The 16,626-nt window shown below is 37.4% G+C and carries 15 protein-coding genes and 2 pseudogenes; 8 read left to right on the forward strand and 9 right to left on the reverse strand.

Translation table 11 applies throughout. The features are described 5' to 3' along the window. Nucleotides 1-160: 160 nt before the first annotated feature. Nucleotides 161-1,075 carry a LysR substrate-binding domain-containing protein gene (locus CQZ96_RS02830; RefSeq protein WP_105712634.1) on the reverse strand — a complete coding sequence of 305 codons (915 nt, stop codon included), beginning with the start codon at nt 1,073-1,075 and terminating at the stop codon, nt 161-163. 120 nt (nt 1,076-1,195) lie between these two features. Here CQZ96_RS02830 and CQZ96_RS02835 point away from each other — a divergent pair, with 120 nt between their 5' ends. Further along, entirely contained in the window at nt 1,196-1,900 is a 705-nt protein-coding gene (locus tag CQZ96_RS02835; RefSeq protein ID WP_004720455.1) for an SDR family oxidoreductase, read from the forward strand. A 113-nt stretch (nt 1,901-2,013) separates the two neighbouring features. On the opposite strand, the gene CQZ96_RS02840 is transcribed toward CQZ96_RS02835, so the two are convergent. After that, the gene (locus tag CQZ96_RS02840) at nt 2,014-2,652 is read right to left on the reverse strand and encodes a TetR/AcrR family transcriptional regulator (RefSeq protein ID WP_105712635.1); all 639 of its coding nucleotides are present in this window, start codon (nt 2,650-2,652) and stop codon (nt 2,014-2,016) included. A gap of 90 nt (nt 2,653-2,742) precedes the next feature. On the opposite strand from CQZ96_RS02840, the pseudogene CQZ96_RS21605 reads away from it, so the two are divergent. The 4 genes and pseudogenes from CQZ96_RS21605 to CQZ96_RS02855 all read left to right on the forward strand — a co-directional run. Beyond that, nucleotides 2,743-2,924, forward strand: a pseudogene (locus CQZ96_RS21605) (IS982 family transposase); the annotation flags it as partial. Nucleotides 2,925-3,021: 97 nt separating this feature from the next. Beyond that, nucleotides 3,022-4,146, forward strand: coding sequence for an efflux RND transporter periplasmic adaptor subunit (locus CQZ96_RS02845; protein ID WP_105712636.1), 1,125 nt, complete (start codon nt 3,022-3,024; stop codon nt 4,144-4,146). Between the two features lie 11 nt (nt 4,147-4,157). After that, a complete protein-coding gene (gene adeE, locus CQZ96_RS02850; RefSeq protein ID WP_105712637.1) occupies nt 4,158-7,271 on the forward strand; it encodes a multidrug efflux RND transporter permease subunit AdeE in 3,114 nt (1,037 codons plus the stop codon). Between the two features lie 265 nt (nt 7,272-7,536). Next, nucleotides 7,537-7,611 (forward strand): annotated as a pseudogene (locus CQZ96_RS02855) (type 1 glutamine amidotransferase domain-containing protein); the annotation flags it as partial. A gap of 92 nt (nt 7,612-7,703) precedes the next feature. Here the strand turns inward: CQZ96_RS02855 and CQZ96_RS02860 are convergent. From CQZ96_RS02860 to CQZ96_RS02875, 4 genes are all read right to left on the reverse strand, one after another. Further along, nucleotides 7,704-8,909, reverse strand: a complete 1,206-nt coding sequence (locus CQZ96_RS02860; protein WP_105713012.1) for an NAD(P)/FAD-dependent oxidoreductase — start codon at nt 8,907-8,909, stop codon at nt 7,704-7,706. Between the two features lie 158 nt (nt 8,910-9,067). Then, complete coding sequence (locus CQZ96_RS02865; RefSeq protein ID WP_056511150.1) at nt 9,068-9,616, reverse strand: RrF2 family transcriptional regulator; 549 nt, start codon at nt 9,614-9,616, stop codon at nt 9,068-9,070. 195 nt (nt 9,617-9,811) lie between these two features. Next, on the reverse strand, nt 9,812-10,831 hold the full coding sequence (locus tag CQZ96_RS02870; RefSeq protein WP_105712638.1) for an MBL fold metallo-hydrolase: 1,020 nt from the start codon (nt 10,829-10,831) through the stop codon (nt 9,812-9,814). A gap of 145 nt (nt 10,832-10,976) precedes the next feature. Beyond that, nucleotides 10,977-11,546, reverse strand: coding sequence for a TetR/AcrR family transcriptional regulator (locus CQZ96_RS02875; RefSeq protein WP_105712639.1), 570 nt, complete (start codon nt 11,544-11,546; stop codon nt 10,977-10,979). 417 nt (nt 11,547-11,963) lie between these two features. Here CQZ96_RS02875 and CQZ96_RS02880 point away from each other — a divergent pair, with 417 nt between their 5' ends. Then, nucleotides 11,964-12,302, forward strand: coding sequence for a hypothetical protein (locus CQZ96_RS02880; RefSeq protein ID WP_105712640.1), 339 nt, complete (start codon nt 11,964-11,966; stop codon nt 12,300-12,302). A 285-nt stretch (nt 12,303-12,587) separates the two neighbouring features. Here the strand turns inward: CQZ96_RS02880 and CQZ96_RS02885 are convergent, their stop codons facing one another. Further along, nucleotides 12,588-13,487, reverse strand: a complete 900-nt coding sequence (locus CQZ96_RS02885) for a LysR family transcriptional regulator (protein ID WP_105712641.1) — start codon at nt 13,485-13,487, stop codon at nt 12,588-12,590. 99 nt (nt 13,488-13,586) lie between these two features. On the opposite strand from CQZ96_RS02885, the gene CQZ96_RS02890 reads away from it, so the two are divergent. Together CQZ96_RS02890 and CQZ96_RS02895 are read left to right on the forward strand one after the other, a co-directional pair. Then, nucleotides 13,587-14,027 (forward strand): CidA/LrgA family protein, encoded by a 441-nt coding sequence (locus tag CQZ96_RS02890; protein WP_105712642.1) that lies wholly within the window; start codon nt 13,587-13,589, stop codon nt 14,025-14,027. Continuing rightward, nucleotides 14,027-14,722, forward strand: a complete 696-nt coding sequence (locus tag CQZ96_RS02895; RefSeq protein ID WP_105712643.1) for an LrgB family protein — start codon at nt 14,027-14,029, stop codon at nt 14,720-14,722. The genes CQZ96_RS02890 and CQZ96_RS02895 overlap by 1 nt, the downstream gene beginning before the upstream one ends. 54 nt (nt 14,723-14,776) lie before the next feature. Here the strand turns inward: CQZ96_RS02895 and CQZ96_RS02900 are convergent, their stop codons facing one another. After that, nucleotides 14,777-15,940, reverse strand: coding sequence for an MFS transporter (locus CQZ96_RS02900; RefSeq protein WP_105712644.1), 1,164 nt, complete (start codon nt 15,938-15,940; stop codon nt 14,777-14,779). A 125-nt stretch (nt 15,941-16,065) separates the two neighbouring features. Beyond that, entirely contained in the window at nt 16,066-16,596 is a 531-nt protein-coding gene (locus CQZ96_RS02905) for a hypothetical protein (RefSeq protein WP_105712645.1), read from the reverse strand. Between the last annotated feature and the right edge of the window lie 30 nt (nt 16,597-16,626).

Here is a 16,626-nt window from a genome sequence, read left to right on the forward strand (position 1 = left end):
TGTTTTTATAAAAGATTTTGAATTTTGTTATGCTGTATAGAATAGGGTGAAAATTGCGAATTTATTTTTTATAAAGAAAAACAGAATATCTTTTTAAATTAACTATGAACTTAAAAAATATTTTAATATCAACATACTAAGCCTCATCTTCAACACGAGTTTAATCAGATGCTTTTGGCTGATCAAATTGAGTAAATAGCCAATGATGAACTTTCGATAAGGCTTTAGCACCAACGGTATGACGTGGATAAACGACATAAAATCCTGTTTCCATGGTTAACTCCTGTGGAAAAACTTTAACCAGTATTCCAGACGCTAACTCTGAGTGTACAAATATTGGATGGGTTAAAGTGATTCCTTGAGCAGCAATAGCAGCATCAATCGCAAGTGCAGTCTGATTAAAGCGGATATTTTTAAATAGATTTTGCGTATTCTTGAATTTTAATTTCTCAATAAAATGCGGCCAAAGATTATGTGCATCATGTAATAAGGTGAACTGGTCTAAGGTGCTGATCTCTAAAGATTCCTGATTTGATAGCTTAAGTGACTTGATTAACTCAGGACTTGCCACCGCAATAAAGGTGTCTTGCAACAGTAATTCAGTATTTAAACCTGTACCAAATGGTGGTTTACCATAACGAATTGCCAAATCAACAGCATCATTTTGAAAGTGGGAAACTCGTTCTGTAGCCAAAATCTGCAAGTCAATATCAGGATGAGATTGTCTAAATTGATTTAATCGAGGAATTAACCATTTCGCTGCAAAAGTTGGTGTAACACTCAATGTAATCTGCTGATTTGAATGGTGAAACGATTGAGTTGCCTCAAAAATTAAACTAAAAGCCTGAGTAATGCTCGCGGCATATTTTCGACCATTAGCTGTTAAGTTTACGCCTTTCGAATGTCTCTCAAATAACTTTATTCCCAATTCTTCTTCTAAATGACGGACATGCTGCGCAATTGCACTTTGAGTGACATGTAACTCTTCGGCAGCGAATTTAAAATTTAAATGCCGACTGGCGGCCTCAAAGGCCTTTAATGCGTTCAAAGGTGGTAAGCGATTGAGTAGCGTCATACTATAGTTTTTCTACATTCAATTAAGAGAAAAGGTCAAACCAGATCAACGGAGCTTAATGCTATTCTAGTTACAGTATTCATATATATTCGATCATAAAACATTTAGAGGATAGCACAAATGACTGTAGAAAAAGTAGCATTAATCATGGCTGGTGGAAGTGGTATGGGGGCAGCCGCCGCACGAAAATTACATCAAGATGGCTACCATGTGGGTATTCTTTCTTCTTCAGGTAGAGGAGAAGAGCTTGCTAAACAACTCGACGGCATTGGCGTGACAGGTACCAATCAATCTACAGCTGATATCAACAAGCTGATTGAGCAAACATATCAAAAATGGGGGAGGATTGATGTTTTAGTCAATAGTTCAGGACACGGTCCACGTGCACCTATTTTGGAAATCACTGATGAACAATGGCATTTAGGTTTAGATACTTATTTAATGAATATTATTCGCGCCACTCGCTTAGTCATTCCGATCATGGAAAAGCAGAATGCAGGGGTCATTATCAATATTTCGAGTGCGTGGACATTTGAACCCAGTGACCTGTTTCCGACCTCAGCTATTTTTCGTGCAGGACTGGCTTCGTTTACTAAGATTTTAGCGGATCAATATGCGGCAAAAAATATTCGTGTGAATAATATCTTACCAGGATGGATTGATAGTTTGCCTGAAACCGAACAACGTCGCCAATCTGTGCCGTTGCAACGCTATGGTACCAGTGAAGAAATTGCTGCAACTATCAGTTTTCTTGCTTCACAAGGCGCAGGTTATATCACAGGGCAAAATATTCGTGTAGATGGCGGTATCACTCGTTCAGTTTAATTCATGATGATGACCTTAGTTCAGCCTTATCAATGAGTTTATAAGGCTGAATAGAATAATCTAATGATTAGATACACGATTAATTTTATTGAATTTATGTTTGCTTAATCTAATTATTTCGAGCTATCCATTTCAATTTTAAATTGCCACGCGCTTAGAAAAGTACGGCAGGCTTCTTCATTCAACTGTTGTAACTCTTCAGAAGTGGGAACTGCACCACCTAATAACGTTGCAGGATATGCATAGCTCATAACAGCGCCAAGGAACGCTTTAGCTGCTGCTTCAGAATTTGAAATTTTGATAATTCCCGCATTGTTAGCTGTTTCGAGAATATTGATCATCGATTTTTTGATACTTCCATACGTACGTTGTTGAACCTGCTCAAGTATTTCTGGCATTTCTACTAATGCTATAATGATTAACCTTTGAAGACGAATTACGTTGGTATTGTAGAAATGATTTTGAACAGTTTGGCCAATTTGTATTAATAGCTGCTCTAACATCATTATTTCATTTAAATTATTCTTCTCATCAAATGGTGTTTCCATTTCTGCTTTGAAGTTCTCAAAAATTTCAATGAGTAGAGCTGTTTTTGTTGGGAAGTGATTATAAAGTGTCTGTCTCGTAGTTCCTGCTTTTATCGCAATTTTATCTAAACTTACATCTAAACCATGTTCAAGAAATTGCTCACGTGCTGCCAAAATAATATTTGGACGAGCTTTAGAAGGACGTCCTCGACTTTTCTTTAACATAATTAACCTGAATCGCGGATAAGAAATTGACTAAAAAAGAGGATAGAGCCATCAGTTGAGTTACCACACAAAACTCACAACCCAGTCCTTATGTTAGATAGTACCCAATTATTCTGTCTAATTGATGATTTCTTTCTAGAATTTGAAGCAATTTATTGGAATTCTTAAAGCAAAACCATAGATGCTTAAGGATTCCTCACTCAATGCTCAGTATTAACTCGTCCCATTTGTTTAGAAGCCTACCTTGTTATCAACATATGATTCATCTGATCAAAAGCAAGATTCTGGTTAATTACAATTTTCAACCTATCAATATTATTTACTTTACAGTAAAGTAAATAAATTATCTATAAGTCTATGGTTCTAGATATGCCTGATTTGAGATTTACTTGTTATAAAATATTTTTTTTCGTTGTTTTACTCCCTTTTATAAATGGGTGTGATTCAGACCAACCTGTAAAAAAAGCAACACAGCAGGTGAGTGTGATAACCATAACTCCTGAAACTATAGAAACTGACCAGGTATTAGCTGGCCGGACAGTTGCATCTGAAGTCTCACAAGTTAGACCTCAAGTAAATGGTGTAGTTGTTGCACAGCTTTTCCAAGAGGGTTCATATGTTAAAAAGGGGCAGCCGCTTTATAAAATTGATTCAACGCTTTATCGAGATAGTCTTGCAGAGGCATTAGGTAATTTTGAATTGGCTCAGGCAACTGTAAATTCAACTCGCCTTCAAGCTGAACGTTATGAGCAATTAGTTAGTGTCAATGGTGTTAGTCGTCAGGAGCTTGATGATGCGAGAGCAGCTTATGCGCAAGCAAAGGCTGCAGTGAACGTTAATAAAGCATTGTTAAAAACTGCACAAACCAATCTTAACTATACTCAAATCACAGCTCCAATTTCGGGGAGAATCGGTCGATCTGCGATTACACGTGGAGCCCTTGTAACATCTAGTCAAGTAGATGCTCTAGTAACTATTCAGAATTTAGATCCAATGTATGTAGATTTAACTCAATCCAGTGATGAATATATAGCGCTTCGGAAACAACTTACAGAAGATGGAATAGAGCCCGAGGAGTTAACTGTAAGTTTGGAGTTGAATAATGGAATGAACTATCAAGAAAAGGGAATTTTTAAGTTTAGCGATATCACCGTAAATGAAGCAACTGGGAGTGTCACATTAAGAGCTTCATTTGCAAATCCGAATCAATCTTTATTGCCAGGAATGTATGTGCGGGCACAACTTGGTACAGGACCACGTCCAAAAAGTTTATTAATTCCCCAAGGGATTGAAATTAGAAATGCTGATGGTGAGGCATTTGTATGGGTTATTGGACAAGGGAATAAAATTGAACAAAGAGCGATTACTTTAGGCGAAGCCATAGACAATCGATGGTTAGTATTATCTGGTTTGCGTTCTGGAGATAAAGTTGTTGTCGAAGGTCTGCAAGGATTAAGTGCAGGTATGGCCGTTGAACCTACACCCATTCGCTGAGGAATTTTCGTATGCTGTCTAGTTTCTTTATCGCTCGTCCGATATTCGCTTGGGTACTGTCCATATGCATTATGGCGATGGGTGCAATTTCCATTTTCACTTTATCTGTTGAGCAATATCCTGATATTGCACCTCCCGGTGTAAATGTAACAGCAAACTATCCTGGTGCATCAGCCAGTACAGTTGAAGATAGTGTTACTCAAATATTAGAGCAACAAATTAAGGGAATTGATGGTTTACTTTATTTTTCATCTACAAGTAGTTCAGCTGGTCAGGCTCGTATTAGTTTGAGTTTTGATCAAAATACGAATCCAGATACAGCTCAAGTTCAGGTACAGAACGCAGTAAATCAGGCATTGAGTCGTTTACCACAAGAAGTTCAACAACAGGGCATAACCGTTACAAAGTCTCAAGGAGACAGTTTGTTAGTTTTTGCTCTTTATGATGAAAGTGGTGCAAGATCAGATGTTGATATATCTGATTACATGGTAAGTACACTTCAAGACCCCCTAAGTCGGGTAGATGGGGTTGGTGAGATCACAGTATTTGGCGCGCAATATGCGATGCGAATATGGCTTGATCCGCATAAGCTAAATAGTTATAGCTTGATGCCATCCGATGTTAGAGTTGCTATTGAAGCTCAAAATACTCAAATCACAGCAGGTGAGCTTGGAGCTTTACCGACTAAAGAAAACCAAGCTTTAAATGCAACTGTTACTGCATTGTCTCGTTTACAAACGGTAAGTCAATTTGAAAATATTATTTTGCGGACTGAGCCAAATGGCAGTGTAGTATTGCTAAAAGATGTTGCTCGTGTCGAACGAGGCGCAGAAAGTTATCAGACTACCACAAGATTGAATGGTAAATATGCTTCAGGTATGTCAATTCAGTTAGCGTCAGGTGCAAATGCCCTTGAAACAGCTGAACGTGTTAAAGCAGAGGTTTCAAGATTAACAGCATCCATGCCAGCAGGTTTAAAGGTGGCTTATCCACGTGATAGTACTCCATTTGTAGAAGCATCTGTTCAAGGCGTGATTAAGACCCTAGCTGAGGCAATCTTCCTTGTCATTATTGTGATGTTCGTGTTTTTGCAAAGTTGGCGCGCCACATTAATTCCTGCAATTGCTGTTCCAGTGGTTTTGTTAGGTACCTTTGGAATTCTGAGTGTATTGGGTTATACCATTAACACATTGACATTGTTCGCGATGGTATTGGCGATTGGACTCTTGGTTGATGATGCCATTGTCGTTGTAGAAAATGTTGAGCGTGTAATGCATGAGCAAGGTCTTGATCCAAGAGAAGCTACGCTTATTTCTATGAAAGAAATTTCAGGTGCGTTAGTTGGTATCGCAATGGTCTTGTCTGCTGTATTTCTACCGATGGCTTTTTTTGGTGGCTCCGTAGGGATGATTTATCGGCAATTTTCTGTAACATTAGTCTCAGCGATGGTACTTTCTGCTGTGGTTGCCCTAACTTTATCTCCTGCCTTATGTGCTACTTTACTTAGACCTAACAATCATCAGCATAAAAAGAGACGTTTCTTTACTTGGTTCAATCAAAAAGTAGAGCTAAGTCAGTCCAAATACCGTAATTTACTCGTTAAGATCATCAGTAAACCTAAAATATTTATGGTTTTATTTGTTGTGATCACTGCTTTATTAGGGTGGCAATACACACGAATGAATACGGGCTTCCTCCCACAAGAAGATCAGGGTTCTGTCATGGTCCAATTTAGTACGCCTGTGGGCTCGACCTTAACTGAAACCCAAGAAATAGGTAACCAAATTTCAGAGTATTTCATGACGAATGAGAAAGATAACTTGAACGTTATTTTTATGGTTATGGGACGAAATAATGCTGGTAGTGGTCAGAATGTAGGTATGGCATTTGCCAGTCTAAAACATTGGGATGATCGTAAGGGAGAGAATAATACTGCCGAGGCAATTATTTCTCGTGCAAATGCACATTTTCGCTCAATGAAACAAGCGCGGGTTCAAGTACTTTCTCCATCAGCGGTACGTGGATTAGGTCAATCCAGTGGTTTTGAATTATGGATGCAAGATGCTGAGGGTAAAGGGCGAGATGCTTTGTTAGCTGCGCAAAGTACGGTTCTAAAAGAGGCAAGTGCAGATTCTGGACTTGCCGCGGTTCGATTAAATGGACTCGAAGATAAATCTCAATTACAAGTCAATATTGATCAACGTAAGGCAAGTGCATTCGGTTTAGCACAGACTGATATTAGTAGTACTTTATCAACTGCATGGGGTGGTTCATATATTAATGACTTCATTGATAGAGGTCGTGTCAAACGCGTTTATTTACAAGGTGATGCGGCATATAGGTCATTACCACAAGACATTGGTCAGTGGTATGTAAGAGGAACGACAGGAGAGATGACACCATTTGCTAGTTTCTCATCTGTTAATTGGCAAATGGGGCCGCAGATGTTGCAACGTTTTAATGGTCTTTCATCTGTTCAGCTTCAAGGTTCTGCCGCAACTGGTGAAAGTTCAGGGGCTGCAATGAATAAAATGCAACAGTTAATTGATCAACAACAAGGCTTTAGTCTTCAATGGAGTGGCTTGTCTTATCAAGAAAAGTTAGCGAGTGGTCAGACGATTTGGTTATATTTGGCATCTATCATATTTATTTTTTTATGCTTAGCTGCATTATATGAGAGTTGGTCAATTCCATTCTCCGTTTTGCTTGTTATCCCTCTTGGATTAATTGGTGCTGTTATTGCAGCCAATATTGCAGGATATGTTAATGACATTTATTTTCAGGTCGCGATGCTGACAACCATTGGTCTTTCAGCTAAAAATGCGATTCTTATTGTAGAGTTCGCAGCAGCGAAACTAGCAGAGGGTCAGTCATTAATAGAGGCTGTTATTGAGGGTGCAGGCCAAAGATTAAGACCCATTATCATGACCTCATTGGCATTTGTTGCTGGTGTTTTACCACTGGCAGTTTCAACAGGAGCTGGTGCAGCGAGTAGAAGAGAAATTGGTATAGCTGTGACAGGAGGGATGATATCCGGCACATTGCTTTCAATTTTCTTTGTTCCATTATTTTTCTTTTTGGTACGTAAGGTATCTATAAGATTGAAAGTTTCTCCTAATAAATGATGTAAGGTCCTTACTTATATTATGTGCATTAGGATACTCAGTAACGTGATGTATAATCTTGGATCATCACGTTACTGAGCTGTGGCAACAATAGTGTTATCTAGCCACAGTCTTGGATATCTTAGTTAACTTATGTTTATATAAAATCTAGTTCATAATTATAAGGAAAGGAGAAACATACTTATTAAATTTAATAATTTAAACTGATAATTTTCAAAAATAGTAAATTAAGTTCATGAACTAATGACAATGATCTCAACATACATTAATTACAGGACAAAACACATTTTCTGCTAAAAAAACGGCTTTAGTGATAATAGAAGAGTTAGAAAAGTCATAACTTAATGACTCAAAAAAACCTAAAAGCAAAATCAGTGATGGCTTTACTTTTAGGAGAGTTAAATAAAATGATCTGCATTAGCAAAACTAATTTTAAGGAACAATTACAAAATCAGGATTTGCTATTGCAAAAACAGCTTCACGGTCTGCAACTGGCGGATAAATCCATACCGTATTAATTTCTTGCTTAATTTTTTTCGCCTCGTGACGCACAAATTGAACTTTTCGATCCCATCCTTCAGTGTAAAGTGCTCCCCATGGGCCTAAGTCGACACAAGTCACATACTTTGGTTGGCTATACGCATGTAATGGCAAATCTACCAATTCTGCCGCGGCATTGTAACCCGCTACGCGGCCTAGGCTCATGGCATGCTGACATGACATCACGTTAAAATTACCTAAATTGTCGGTTGGAACTTTTACAGTATCACCCGTCACAAAAATATTTTTGGCCTCTGATGCATGTAAATAAGCATCACCTAAAATACGACCTAAATTATCTTTTTCACCTACAATTTGAGAGGTCAACGAGTTCGCTCGCATGCCCGCAGTCCAAATGACAGTTTCTGTTTCAATTCTTTCGCCGTTAGAAAGTGTTACCCCAGAAGCATCAAGTGCAGTAACGCGTAGCCCAGCTTTACCTTCAACGCCGAGTTCGCTAAGAGCTTCTCGAATTACCACTGCAGCTTCGTCACCCAATGCTGCACCAATTTCTGCTGATGAATCGACTAAAACCACACGAATATCAGTTTCAGCTAAAATGCTACACAGGCGTTCAGGCATTTCGGCAACTGTTTCAAGCCCTGTAAGTCCACCACCAGCAACGACTACGGTATTACGTGCTGCATTTGTAGGTTTATTGGCTAAGTTTTTAAGATGCTGGTCTAGTTTTTCAGCATCTGCTAATGTACTTACGCTAAATCCATAGTCTTTAAGCCCCGGTATAGGTGGCATAAAAGTAGTACTTCCAGTTGCCAGAATAAAACGGTCATAACTTAAGCTTTGTTGATCGCCGTGGATCGTTGTAATCACAAGATTTTGGGCAGTAGTATCAATTTCATTTACCCAGCCAGCCACATATTTAACGTCAACGACATTTAATATGTCTAATATATCAGGATACATATTTTCAAGTACAGCTTCATAAAGACGAGGACGAATATCAACATTCGGACTCGGGGAAACCATCACCACTTCAATGTTTTGCTGTTGGGAAGTCAAGTGAATTGCTCGTTGTGCGGCAAGTGCAGCCCATAAGCCAGCAAAGCCAGAACCTGCAATAATAATACGCTTACTCATTTGATTATCCTTTTGATAGGTTTTTCGGACATACAAATTCCAGCTCATCCCAAAATTTTGGGTGAGCGAATCCTTTCTCTGACTGTCCGAAAAATCTGAGAAGGCGTTTAAAACGTTTAGAGAAGTTTTACCTTAGGGATGAAAGCCCTATAAGCTCATTAGTCGGGCGTATCCCGTGATATTTTACTTTTCCGCATTTTTGCTGTTCTTCCTTCAATGCGTTCATTGATCCAGCCATTTACATCACTAAAAAATACGTCGGGTGCATAACGGCCAAAACGGTCTGCAATATCACCAAGTGTATGAGCACCTAAAGCATCTCGCATGGCTTTTTCAGCCTGTAGCATAACTGCATGCACTGCACACACACCACTGGTTGCCCAATCGGGTGGGGCATTGTTAAAGACCGCACATTTTCCACGTACTTCTTGGCATTCAAAAAGCGGTTTTTCACCTTCAATTGCATTCACAATATCGAGAAAACTGATTTCGTGAGCAGATCGGGCCAGTAAATACCCGCCACGAACACCTTCTTGCGCCAAAACAAGTTTTGCCTTTTCAAGTTTAGGAAATATCTTGGCCATAAAGCTAGGAGAGACACCTTGCAATTCAGCTAAATCCTTACTACTCAATGGTTTATCTTCATTATTTACAAGAAAAAGAAGACAGTGAATTGCATACTCGACGCTACTAGTGATATAAGCCATTTCATTTCATAATTGATCAATTACAAACACAGACTAATGCAGTCTGTGTTTTAAGTCAACAACAAAACTAAGACAAAGTTAGTCCTAGTTTTATTAAAAGAAAATATAGAGAAAAACAATAGGGCTATATCACTGAATTTAAATACCTTTAAATGATAATTGAGGGGCGTAAATAATTTAAAATGATTGAAAAAATTACGGACGCCACCAATAGTTTTCGACATTTGGCTGGTTTAAGTTCAATACTTCACCCATTTGAGGGGTACTCATTGCTAAGCTATTTTGCTGAGCCAAAGCCACGATACGTTCAAATGGGTCGTCCCAAGCATGAAGCGCCAAGTCAAAAGTCCCATTATGGACAGGCAACAAATGACGTCCTTTTAAATCGATATGCGCTTGTAAAGTTTGCTCAGGTTGCATGTGAACATCTGGCCATTCTGGATCATATGCCCCAGTTTCTAGCATGGTAAGATCGAAAGGACCATAACGATGTCCAATCTCTTTAAACCCATCGAAATAACCAGTATCGCCACTAAAAAACACCCGTAGATCATTATCAATAATCACCCACGATGCCCAAAGCGTTGCGTTGCTATCACCCATACCACGACCTGAAAAATGATGGGCAGGGGTAGCAATCAGCTCAAGACCATCCACATGGGTTGTTTCCCACCAGTCAAGTTGCTGAACCTTTTCTGCTGGCACGCCCCATTTAATCAGTGTGTCACCAACACCGAGTGGTGTTAAAAAGTGTTCAACTTTGTCTTTGAGTTGGATTACTGCATGGTAGTCAAGATGGTCATAGTGGTTATGCGACAAAATCACGCCTTTAATGGGTGGTAAGTCTGCAATGCTAATCGGTGGTTGGTGAAAACGCTTTGGGCCAATCCACTGAAAAGGCGAGGCACGCTCAGAAAAAACAGGATCGGTTAACCAAAATTCATTACGCAATTTTAATAAAATGGTCGAATGCCCAAGACGAAATAGAGAACGGTCAGGGGCACTCATGAGTTGTTCTTTTGATAAACTTAACACAGGAATTTCTTGGTTTGGCACCGTATTTTTGGGTTTGTTAAATAGAAATTTCCACATTAAGCCTAGCGTTTTTCCGAAAGAATGTGTGTGCAGATTCGGTCGTGTATTGCTATATCTCCCATTGTGCTGCTGTGATGACATAAAGGGGGAAAGCAAGTCTGTTGCGTTTGAAATTGTCATTTTATTTTCCTTGAGTGGAACAAGCTATATCTGTAAATAAGAACTTGAGATAAGTGCTTATTTTGATTTATTTAAATGAGTATTTAATCACTCATTAATTAATTTAAAAAATAAGAATGCTGCACATCCTTACTTTAGTCTTTATCTACATTGAAACTGCATGCCAAAAAGCTTCAAAACCAGACTTCCGATAAAGATCAGCTTGAGAAGGGTCTTGAGCAATAAAGTTGAGTGTGACTTCGGCAAGTGCACCCAAAATCGAACCGATAAACAAGGGTGGATAATCTCTTAATTTGCCGTCATCAATATGTTCTTGAATAGTCCTAGTAAAATCACAAAAAGTTTGCATACCAATGTGTTTACTCTGCTCTGTAATTTGTTCTGAAGTCGACAACTGTGCCATCACTTTACGTTTGAGTGGGGCATCTAAACTCCAGTCCAAATAGCTTTGCCAGAGATAAAACATTTGGCTTTGTAGGTCTGAGTTGTTCGGATAATTCAGCATTATGACCTGACGCAGTTCGGCCTTTAGCGAAAGGTATAATTGGTTAAGTAATTCCTCTTTATTACTGAAATAAGTAAATAAAGTACCTTCTGCTACACCAGCGACTTTAGCTATTTTTGAAGTAGATGCACGCTCTCCAAGTTCTGCCAATGTTTCAATAGCAGCATTTAAAATTGCATTACGTTTATCTTCACTACGAGGACGGGCCATAGACAAATATATTAATTGAGTGATTACTCAATCATACATAAAAATAGATAAAGCGCAAGATATATATTTTAAAAGGGATGGGCTTTTCAAGATCACAAGCTATAGATGCATCACATAGACAGGGCCACACAGCAAAGTTAGCGCTTTAATTAATAGTCATAATTATAATTTCCGCAACCGATAAGACGCGAGAAATTATTGATCACTGTATGGAATCACGTGAGTCAGGTAATGCTTCTATAGAATAGAACTTTTTTTAAGTCTTTGATCTATATTTTAAAATTTTAATCACGGACAACTTTCCAGAGATATGTGTAATCCTGAATATCTGCTGTTACAGCATGTGTAAATTGCTAGATTATCTCATCAGATTGTTTCAGTATAGATCCAGAAACTCGAATTTACAGGACAATCATCATGATATTGAGATATCGTATATTTTTAAAATATCTTTCTATTTTAGGTTTTGTTGCAAGTTCTGCTGTGATTAGCGTCGCTTTCGGAAGTTCCGAGCAGGCATGGAACAAGCATGATCAGGAAATAAAAGCGGCTTGTATAAAAGCAAGTCAACTTAAAAATGCCAAGACAGTAAGTAATGTCATGCTGTTTGATGATCGTGTTGGATATTCGGCACTCTTGATTCAAGGAAAATATCCGCAAGCACATATGAAAAACAAAATAGGGCAAGAACTGTGTTTATGGAATAAGGCATCGAAGAAAGCTTATTTAACTGAAGCAAATACGAAAGTACATTGAAGCCATAACCATACAAAATCGAGTAGCGATCTGATTTCAGCATAACTTATATTATGTTACTTGGAATACTCAGCAACTTGAATATAATTTTACTGATTCAAGTTGCTGAGCTGTAACAACAACAGCATTGTGTAGCCACAGTCTTGGATATTTTATTTAACATAATATACATTATGCGAAATAATATAAATTAAGTAATTGATATAAATGGTTTTAATAATTATAAAATTTAAACCTGAGCCACGCTAATCTCAATTTATTAAGATTTAAAAGCTATCAATAAATCTAGAAATGAATTTTATCTCGATGCATCTCTACAATCGTTAACCAAGCTTTGGTTGCTGGACTCATTGCTACAGTCGTATTCCAAGCCATACTCAATGTCCAATGTAATTTAGGCTCATTAAGGATTGCTGAGCAAAACTTCCCCGGATCTAACTGATCACAATAAATTTTGGGCAATATGGCAATCCCCATATTAAACTCCACCATTTTGGTGATAAAGTCCCACTGGCTACTTTTACACACCACTTTGGGTTCAAAACCTACAGAATTTGCAGCCTGTATAATCATCTTATTTAATGTAAAAGAATCAGCATAAAGTAAAAAAGATTCTTCTTTAAGTTCATGCAAATTTATTGAATCTCGTTGATTCCAATGTGAATTTTTCTTTGCTAATAAACACATCGGTGAATCTATCACAGGAATTGCCGCAAAACTTGGCCTTAAATTACCGAGTAAAATCCCAACATCAATACTTTTATCAGCAATTGCTTCCTCAATACCATTAGCACCAACTTCTAAGAATTTCAATTGAATATCAGGATGATTTTGGTGAAATAAAGCAATTAAAGGGCTAAGTAATACCGAACCTAATGGTGGTAAGCCTATGGTTAATTTACCTTTTTTTAACTGTTGTACTTGATCAATATTTTCAAATATTTGCTTTTGTTCATTTAAGATATTTAAAGCGTGTTGATAAATTAATTCACCAATATAGGTAAGTACAACTTCCCTTTTTCTTCCAGCTTCACCTTTTTTAAACAAAGCTGTGCCAAGTTCTTCTTCTAAATGTTTAATTGATTTACTGAGTGTAGGCTGTGTCATAAACAAACGATCCGCAGCCAAAGTAAAACTTTCGCAATTGACGATTTCTACAAAAATTTTAAGATTTTTAATGTCCATTAATTATTCCAAAATCGCATAATTATGGTTTAATTATTCATAATATGCTGTGATGTTTGCAACTAAAATAACTCATCTTTTTAAAATATCTGCAATAAAATGTCTACGCGTACTCAAAGCCACCAAATTTCATCAATTTATAAAGTCATATTGCAAATTGGGCTTTTAATTTTGATTTGGTGGATTGGTTCAATCATACAAAAACAATTTAATTTACCTATTTCGGCAGCTGTGATTGGCTTATTTATGGTTTTGATTGGACTCATGACGGGTATTTTTAAATTAAATTGGATTAAATCAGGCTCAGATTTCATTCTAGGTGAATTGGTACTATTTTTTATTCCTTGTTTTATCGGGTTAATGAAATATAAAAACTTATTTATGACTGAGGGTTGGCAACTGATTGTTGTGGTTGTACTGGGTACAATTTGTGTGATGGTATTTACTGCTTATAGTGTGCATATAGGTTTTAAACTAGAGCGAAAGTTGAAACAACGTCATGATCATAAAACCGTACATGTATTACAGGGAGATAAATAATGTCTGCCATTTCAATATTTTGCCTAGTGATCACATTAGTCGCGTATGTGTTGGTCAAAAAACTTTATCGTAAATTTCCATACTTAATTTTATCTCCAGCAATTTTGGTTCCGATTGTTTTAATCACCATTTTACTGTCAGCACATGTTTCTTATGATGCTTATATGCTTGATAGTCAGTGGATTATATGGATGTTAGGGCCTGCAACTGTTGCCTTTGCAATCCCAATTTTTGAATATCGCCAAATCATTAAAGAACATCTCATTTCAATTTCTATGGGTGTGGTCATTGGTATGCTTGCTGGAATGATCAGTGCATTCTACCTTGCTAAGTTATTTCATTTTGACCAAACAACAACCTATAGTCTAATGGCTCGTTCAATCTCTACACCATTTGCAATGGAACTAACAACCCATATCGGCGGTTCTGTTGAATTGGTGATTTTATTCACCATGATTACTGGGGTGACTGGTATGTTAATTGGTGATTTGGTATTGGGTGGATTAAGACTGAAATCAAGTTTTGCACAAGGTGCGTCTTTGGGTAATGCAGCACATGGTTTTGGTACAAGTAAAGCTTATATGCGTGATAAAGATGAAGGTGTTATTGCCAGTTTAACCATGGTTTTAGCTGGTATTTTTATGGTATTGGTTGGACCTTTTATTATACACCTCATTGTCTATTTACTAAATTAACCCGTACAGTATCGTTTTGAATGTTCTGAATCTCTTTTCAGCAAAGAGATTCATTTATCTTTGAATTATTTGTAAGGTTTTAGGTAAAAAATTAATCAATAGCAGGCCAAGCAAGGCTGAAAATCCAGCAATAATAAAAATATATTCTCCTGATAATTTTTCCCAATATTGCCCAGCTAAGATACTGCCAGATGCAACACCAAGTCCCCACATGGTACTGTATAGCGCTTGCCCTCTGCCCTGTTGTTTGGCTGCAAAGTTCTGCAAAATGACCCGCATTGCAATAATATGAAATAAACCAAAACTAAATGCATGAAAAGTTTGAGAAATAAATTGAATAATGAAACTTTCTGAAAATAAACCTGCCAAAATAAATCGAATGCTGGTCATGATTAAACAAAGTGCGACTAAGCTTCGCCATGAAAAACGATTTAGGAAGAAATTTGCATAGTTAAACATGATAATTTCAGCAATCACCCCAACTGACCATAAAAAGCCAATCTGAATTGTACTGTAACCAGCAAGTTTTAAATAATTACTATAAAAACTATAAAATGGTGCTTGTGCAAAAAGCATAATAAATTCAATGATAAAAAATGAAAAAACCACAGGTCTTTTTAGAATGGGAAGCAATGGTTCTAATATTTTTTGTGCACTCGGTGCTGTGCTGGGTTCCTTAATCGAAAAGGACCAAATAAAAGCTGTAAATGCAATACATAACAACATCATTGGTAAATATTGAATTGCAATAACTTCTAAAATCGCACCGATACTAAATACGCCAATAATAAATCCAATAGAACCCCATTTTCTAATTTTCCCATACAATGCTGTATGTTGATTACCCAGCCAAAACAGCGTTACACCTTCAAATTGCGCAAGTATGGCATTTTGAAAAAAGCTAAAAATCAACATCAGAAATGCAATTGATTGCATATTGTTGGGAATAATAAAAATCAAAAACCAGATTGTAGCTTCCATCCAGGTTGCCACACGTACCCACAACATTCGTTTGCCCGTTTTGTCTGCGATAAATCCCCAAATAAAGGGTGCAAATATACGGGTTAAAATGGCTATAGAGGACAGTAATCCGATTTCTTGATAATTAAATCCTTGATCTTGAAGATATAAGCTCCAATACGGCAAAAAAGTTCCAACTATTGAATAATACCAAAAGTAAAATCCACTCAGTCTGTATTGGATTGGCATAGATTGCATGTCGTTGCATTCACTTGTATTTTCAATATGTTACCACAATTAATGGTTGTAGTGGATTGCTGCCATTTGTTTACTAGTGACAAAAAAATAGCCCTTACATTGAAGGGCTATTTTTTTAGAATCTGTTAACGAGTTACTCGATCCCAAGCATCTTTTACTGCATGCTTTGCTTCTTCCCATTTTAAACGAGACTCTCTTTTGGTTTTTTCCCATTGAAGCTTAAGATCTGCTTCAACTTCTTCAAACTTTGTTTCATAAGGGTAATTGCTTCTAGAAGTGTACCCTAGCTGATATGCATCACGATAATCACGATCGTAATCTACATTATCATATAAGTTAATCGTGTCTTTATAATAAGGGCGAGTGTTGTAAGTTTCACGCCAATAAACATCTTCATCAGTTGGATTTACAGCTTCAGAAATGCTTTTTCCAGCTAATCCTCCAACAACTGCACCTACTACCCCACCGACTGCAGCACCTACAGGTCCGCCAACAGCTCCAATAGCTGCACCACTTACTGCACCGCCTGCGGCTCCCACACCTGTCCCGATTGGGTGTGCTCTTGGCTCACCGGAAATTGGATCGGCATTCAATTGGTCACGTTGTTCTTTACTGAGATTCTTAACTACTTCGTTATCTATATTAGAATTTGACATATTTAATCCTCTATTTTGATAAAAGTTATT

Source organism: Acinetobacter sp. MYb10 (assembly GCF_002980175.2).
GTDB classification, from domain to species: Bacteria; Pseudomonadota; Gammaproteobacteria; order Pseudomonadales; family Moraxellaceae; genus Acinetobacter; species Acinetobacter guillouiae.

Coding starts and splice junctions, on each gene's coding strand:
- CQZ96_RS02870 (WP_105712638.1), bottom strand. CDS start 10,831: ATGACAATTTCAAACGCAACAGACTTGCTTTCCCCCTTTATGTCATCA.
- CQZ96_RS02885 (WP_105712641.1), bottom strand. CDS start 13,487: ATGGACATTAAAAATCTTAAAATTTTTGTAGAAATCGTCAATTGCGAA.
- CQZ96_RS02830 (WP_105712634.1), bottom strand. CDS start 1,075: ATGACGCTACTCAATCGCTTACCACCTTTGAACGCATTAAAGGCCTTT.
- CQZ96_RS02840 (WP_105712635.1), bottom strand. CDS start 2,652: ATGTTAAAGAAAAGTCGAGGACGTCCTTCTAAAGCTCGTCCAAATATT.
- CQZ96_RS02875 (WP_105712639.1), bottom strand. CDS start 11,546: ATGGCCCGTCCTCGTAGTGAAGATAAACGTAATGCAATTTTAAATGCT.
- CQZ96_RS02890 (WP_105712642.1), top strand. CDS start 13,587: ATGTCTACGCGTACTCAAAGCCACCAAATTTCATCAATTTATAAAGTC.
- CQZ96_RS02835 (WP_004720455.1), top strand. CDS start 1,196: ATGACTGTAGAAAAAGTAGCATTAATCATGGCTGGTGGAAGTGGTATG.
- CQZ96_RS02845 (WP_105712636.1), top strand. CDS start 3,022: ATGCCTGATTTGAGATTTACTTGTTATAAAATATTTTTTTTCGTTGTT.
- adeE (WP_105712637.1), top strand. CDS start 4,158: ATGCTGTCTAGTTTCTTTATCGCTCGTCCGATATTCGCTTGGGTACTG.
- CQZ96_RS02860 (WP_105713012.1), bottom strand. CDS start 8,909: ATGAGTAAGCGTATTATTATTGCAGGTTCTGGCTTTGCTGGCTTATGG.
- CQZ96_RS02895 (WP_105712643.1), top strand. CDS start 14,027: ATGTCTGCCATTTCAATATTTTGCCTAGTGATCACATTAGTCGCGTAT.
- CQZ96_RS02865 (WP_056511150.1), bottom strand. CDS start 9,616: ATGGCTTATATCACTAGTAGCGTCGAGTATGCAATTCACTGTCTTCTT.
- CQZ96_RS02905 (WP_105712645.1), bottom strand. CDS start 16,596: ATGTCAAATTCTAATATAGATAACGAAGTAGTTAAGAATCTCAGTAAA.
- CQZ96_RS02880 (WP_105712640.1), top strand. CDS start 11,964: ATGATATTGAGATATCGTATATTTTTAAAATATCTTTCTATTTTAGGT.
- CQZ96_RS02900 (WP_105712644.1), bottom strand. CDS start 15,940: ATGCAATCTATGCCAATCCAATACAGACTGAGTGGATTTTACTTTTGG.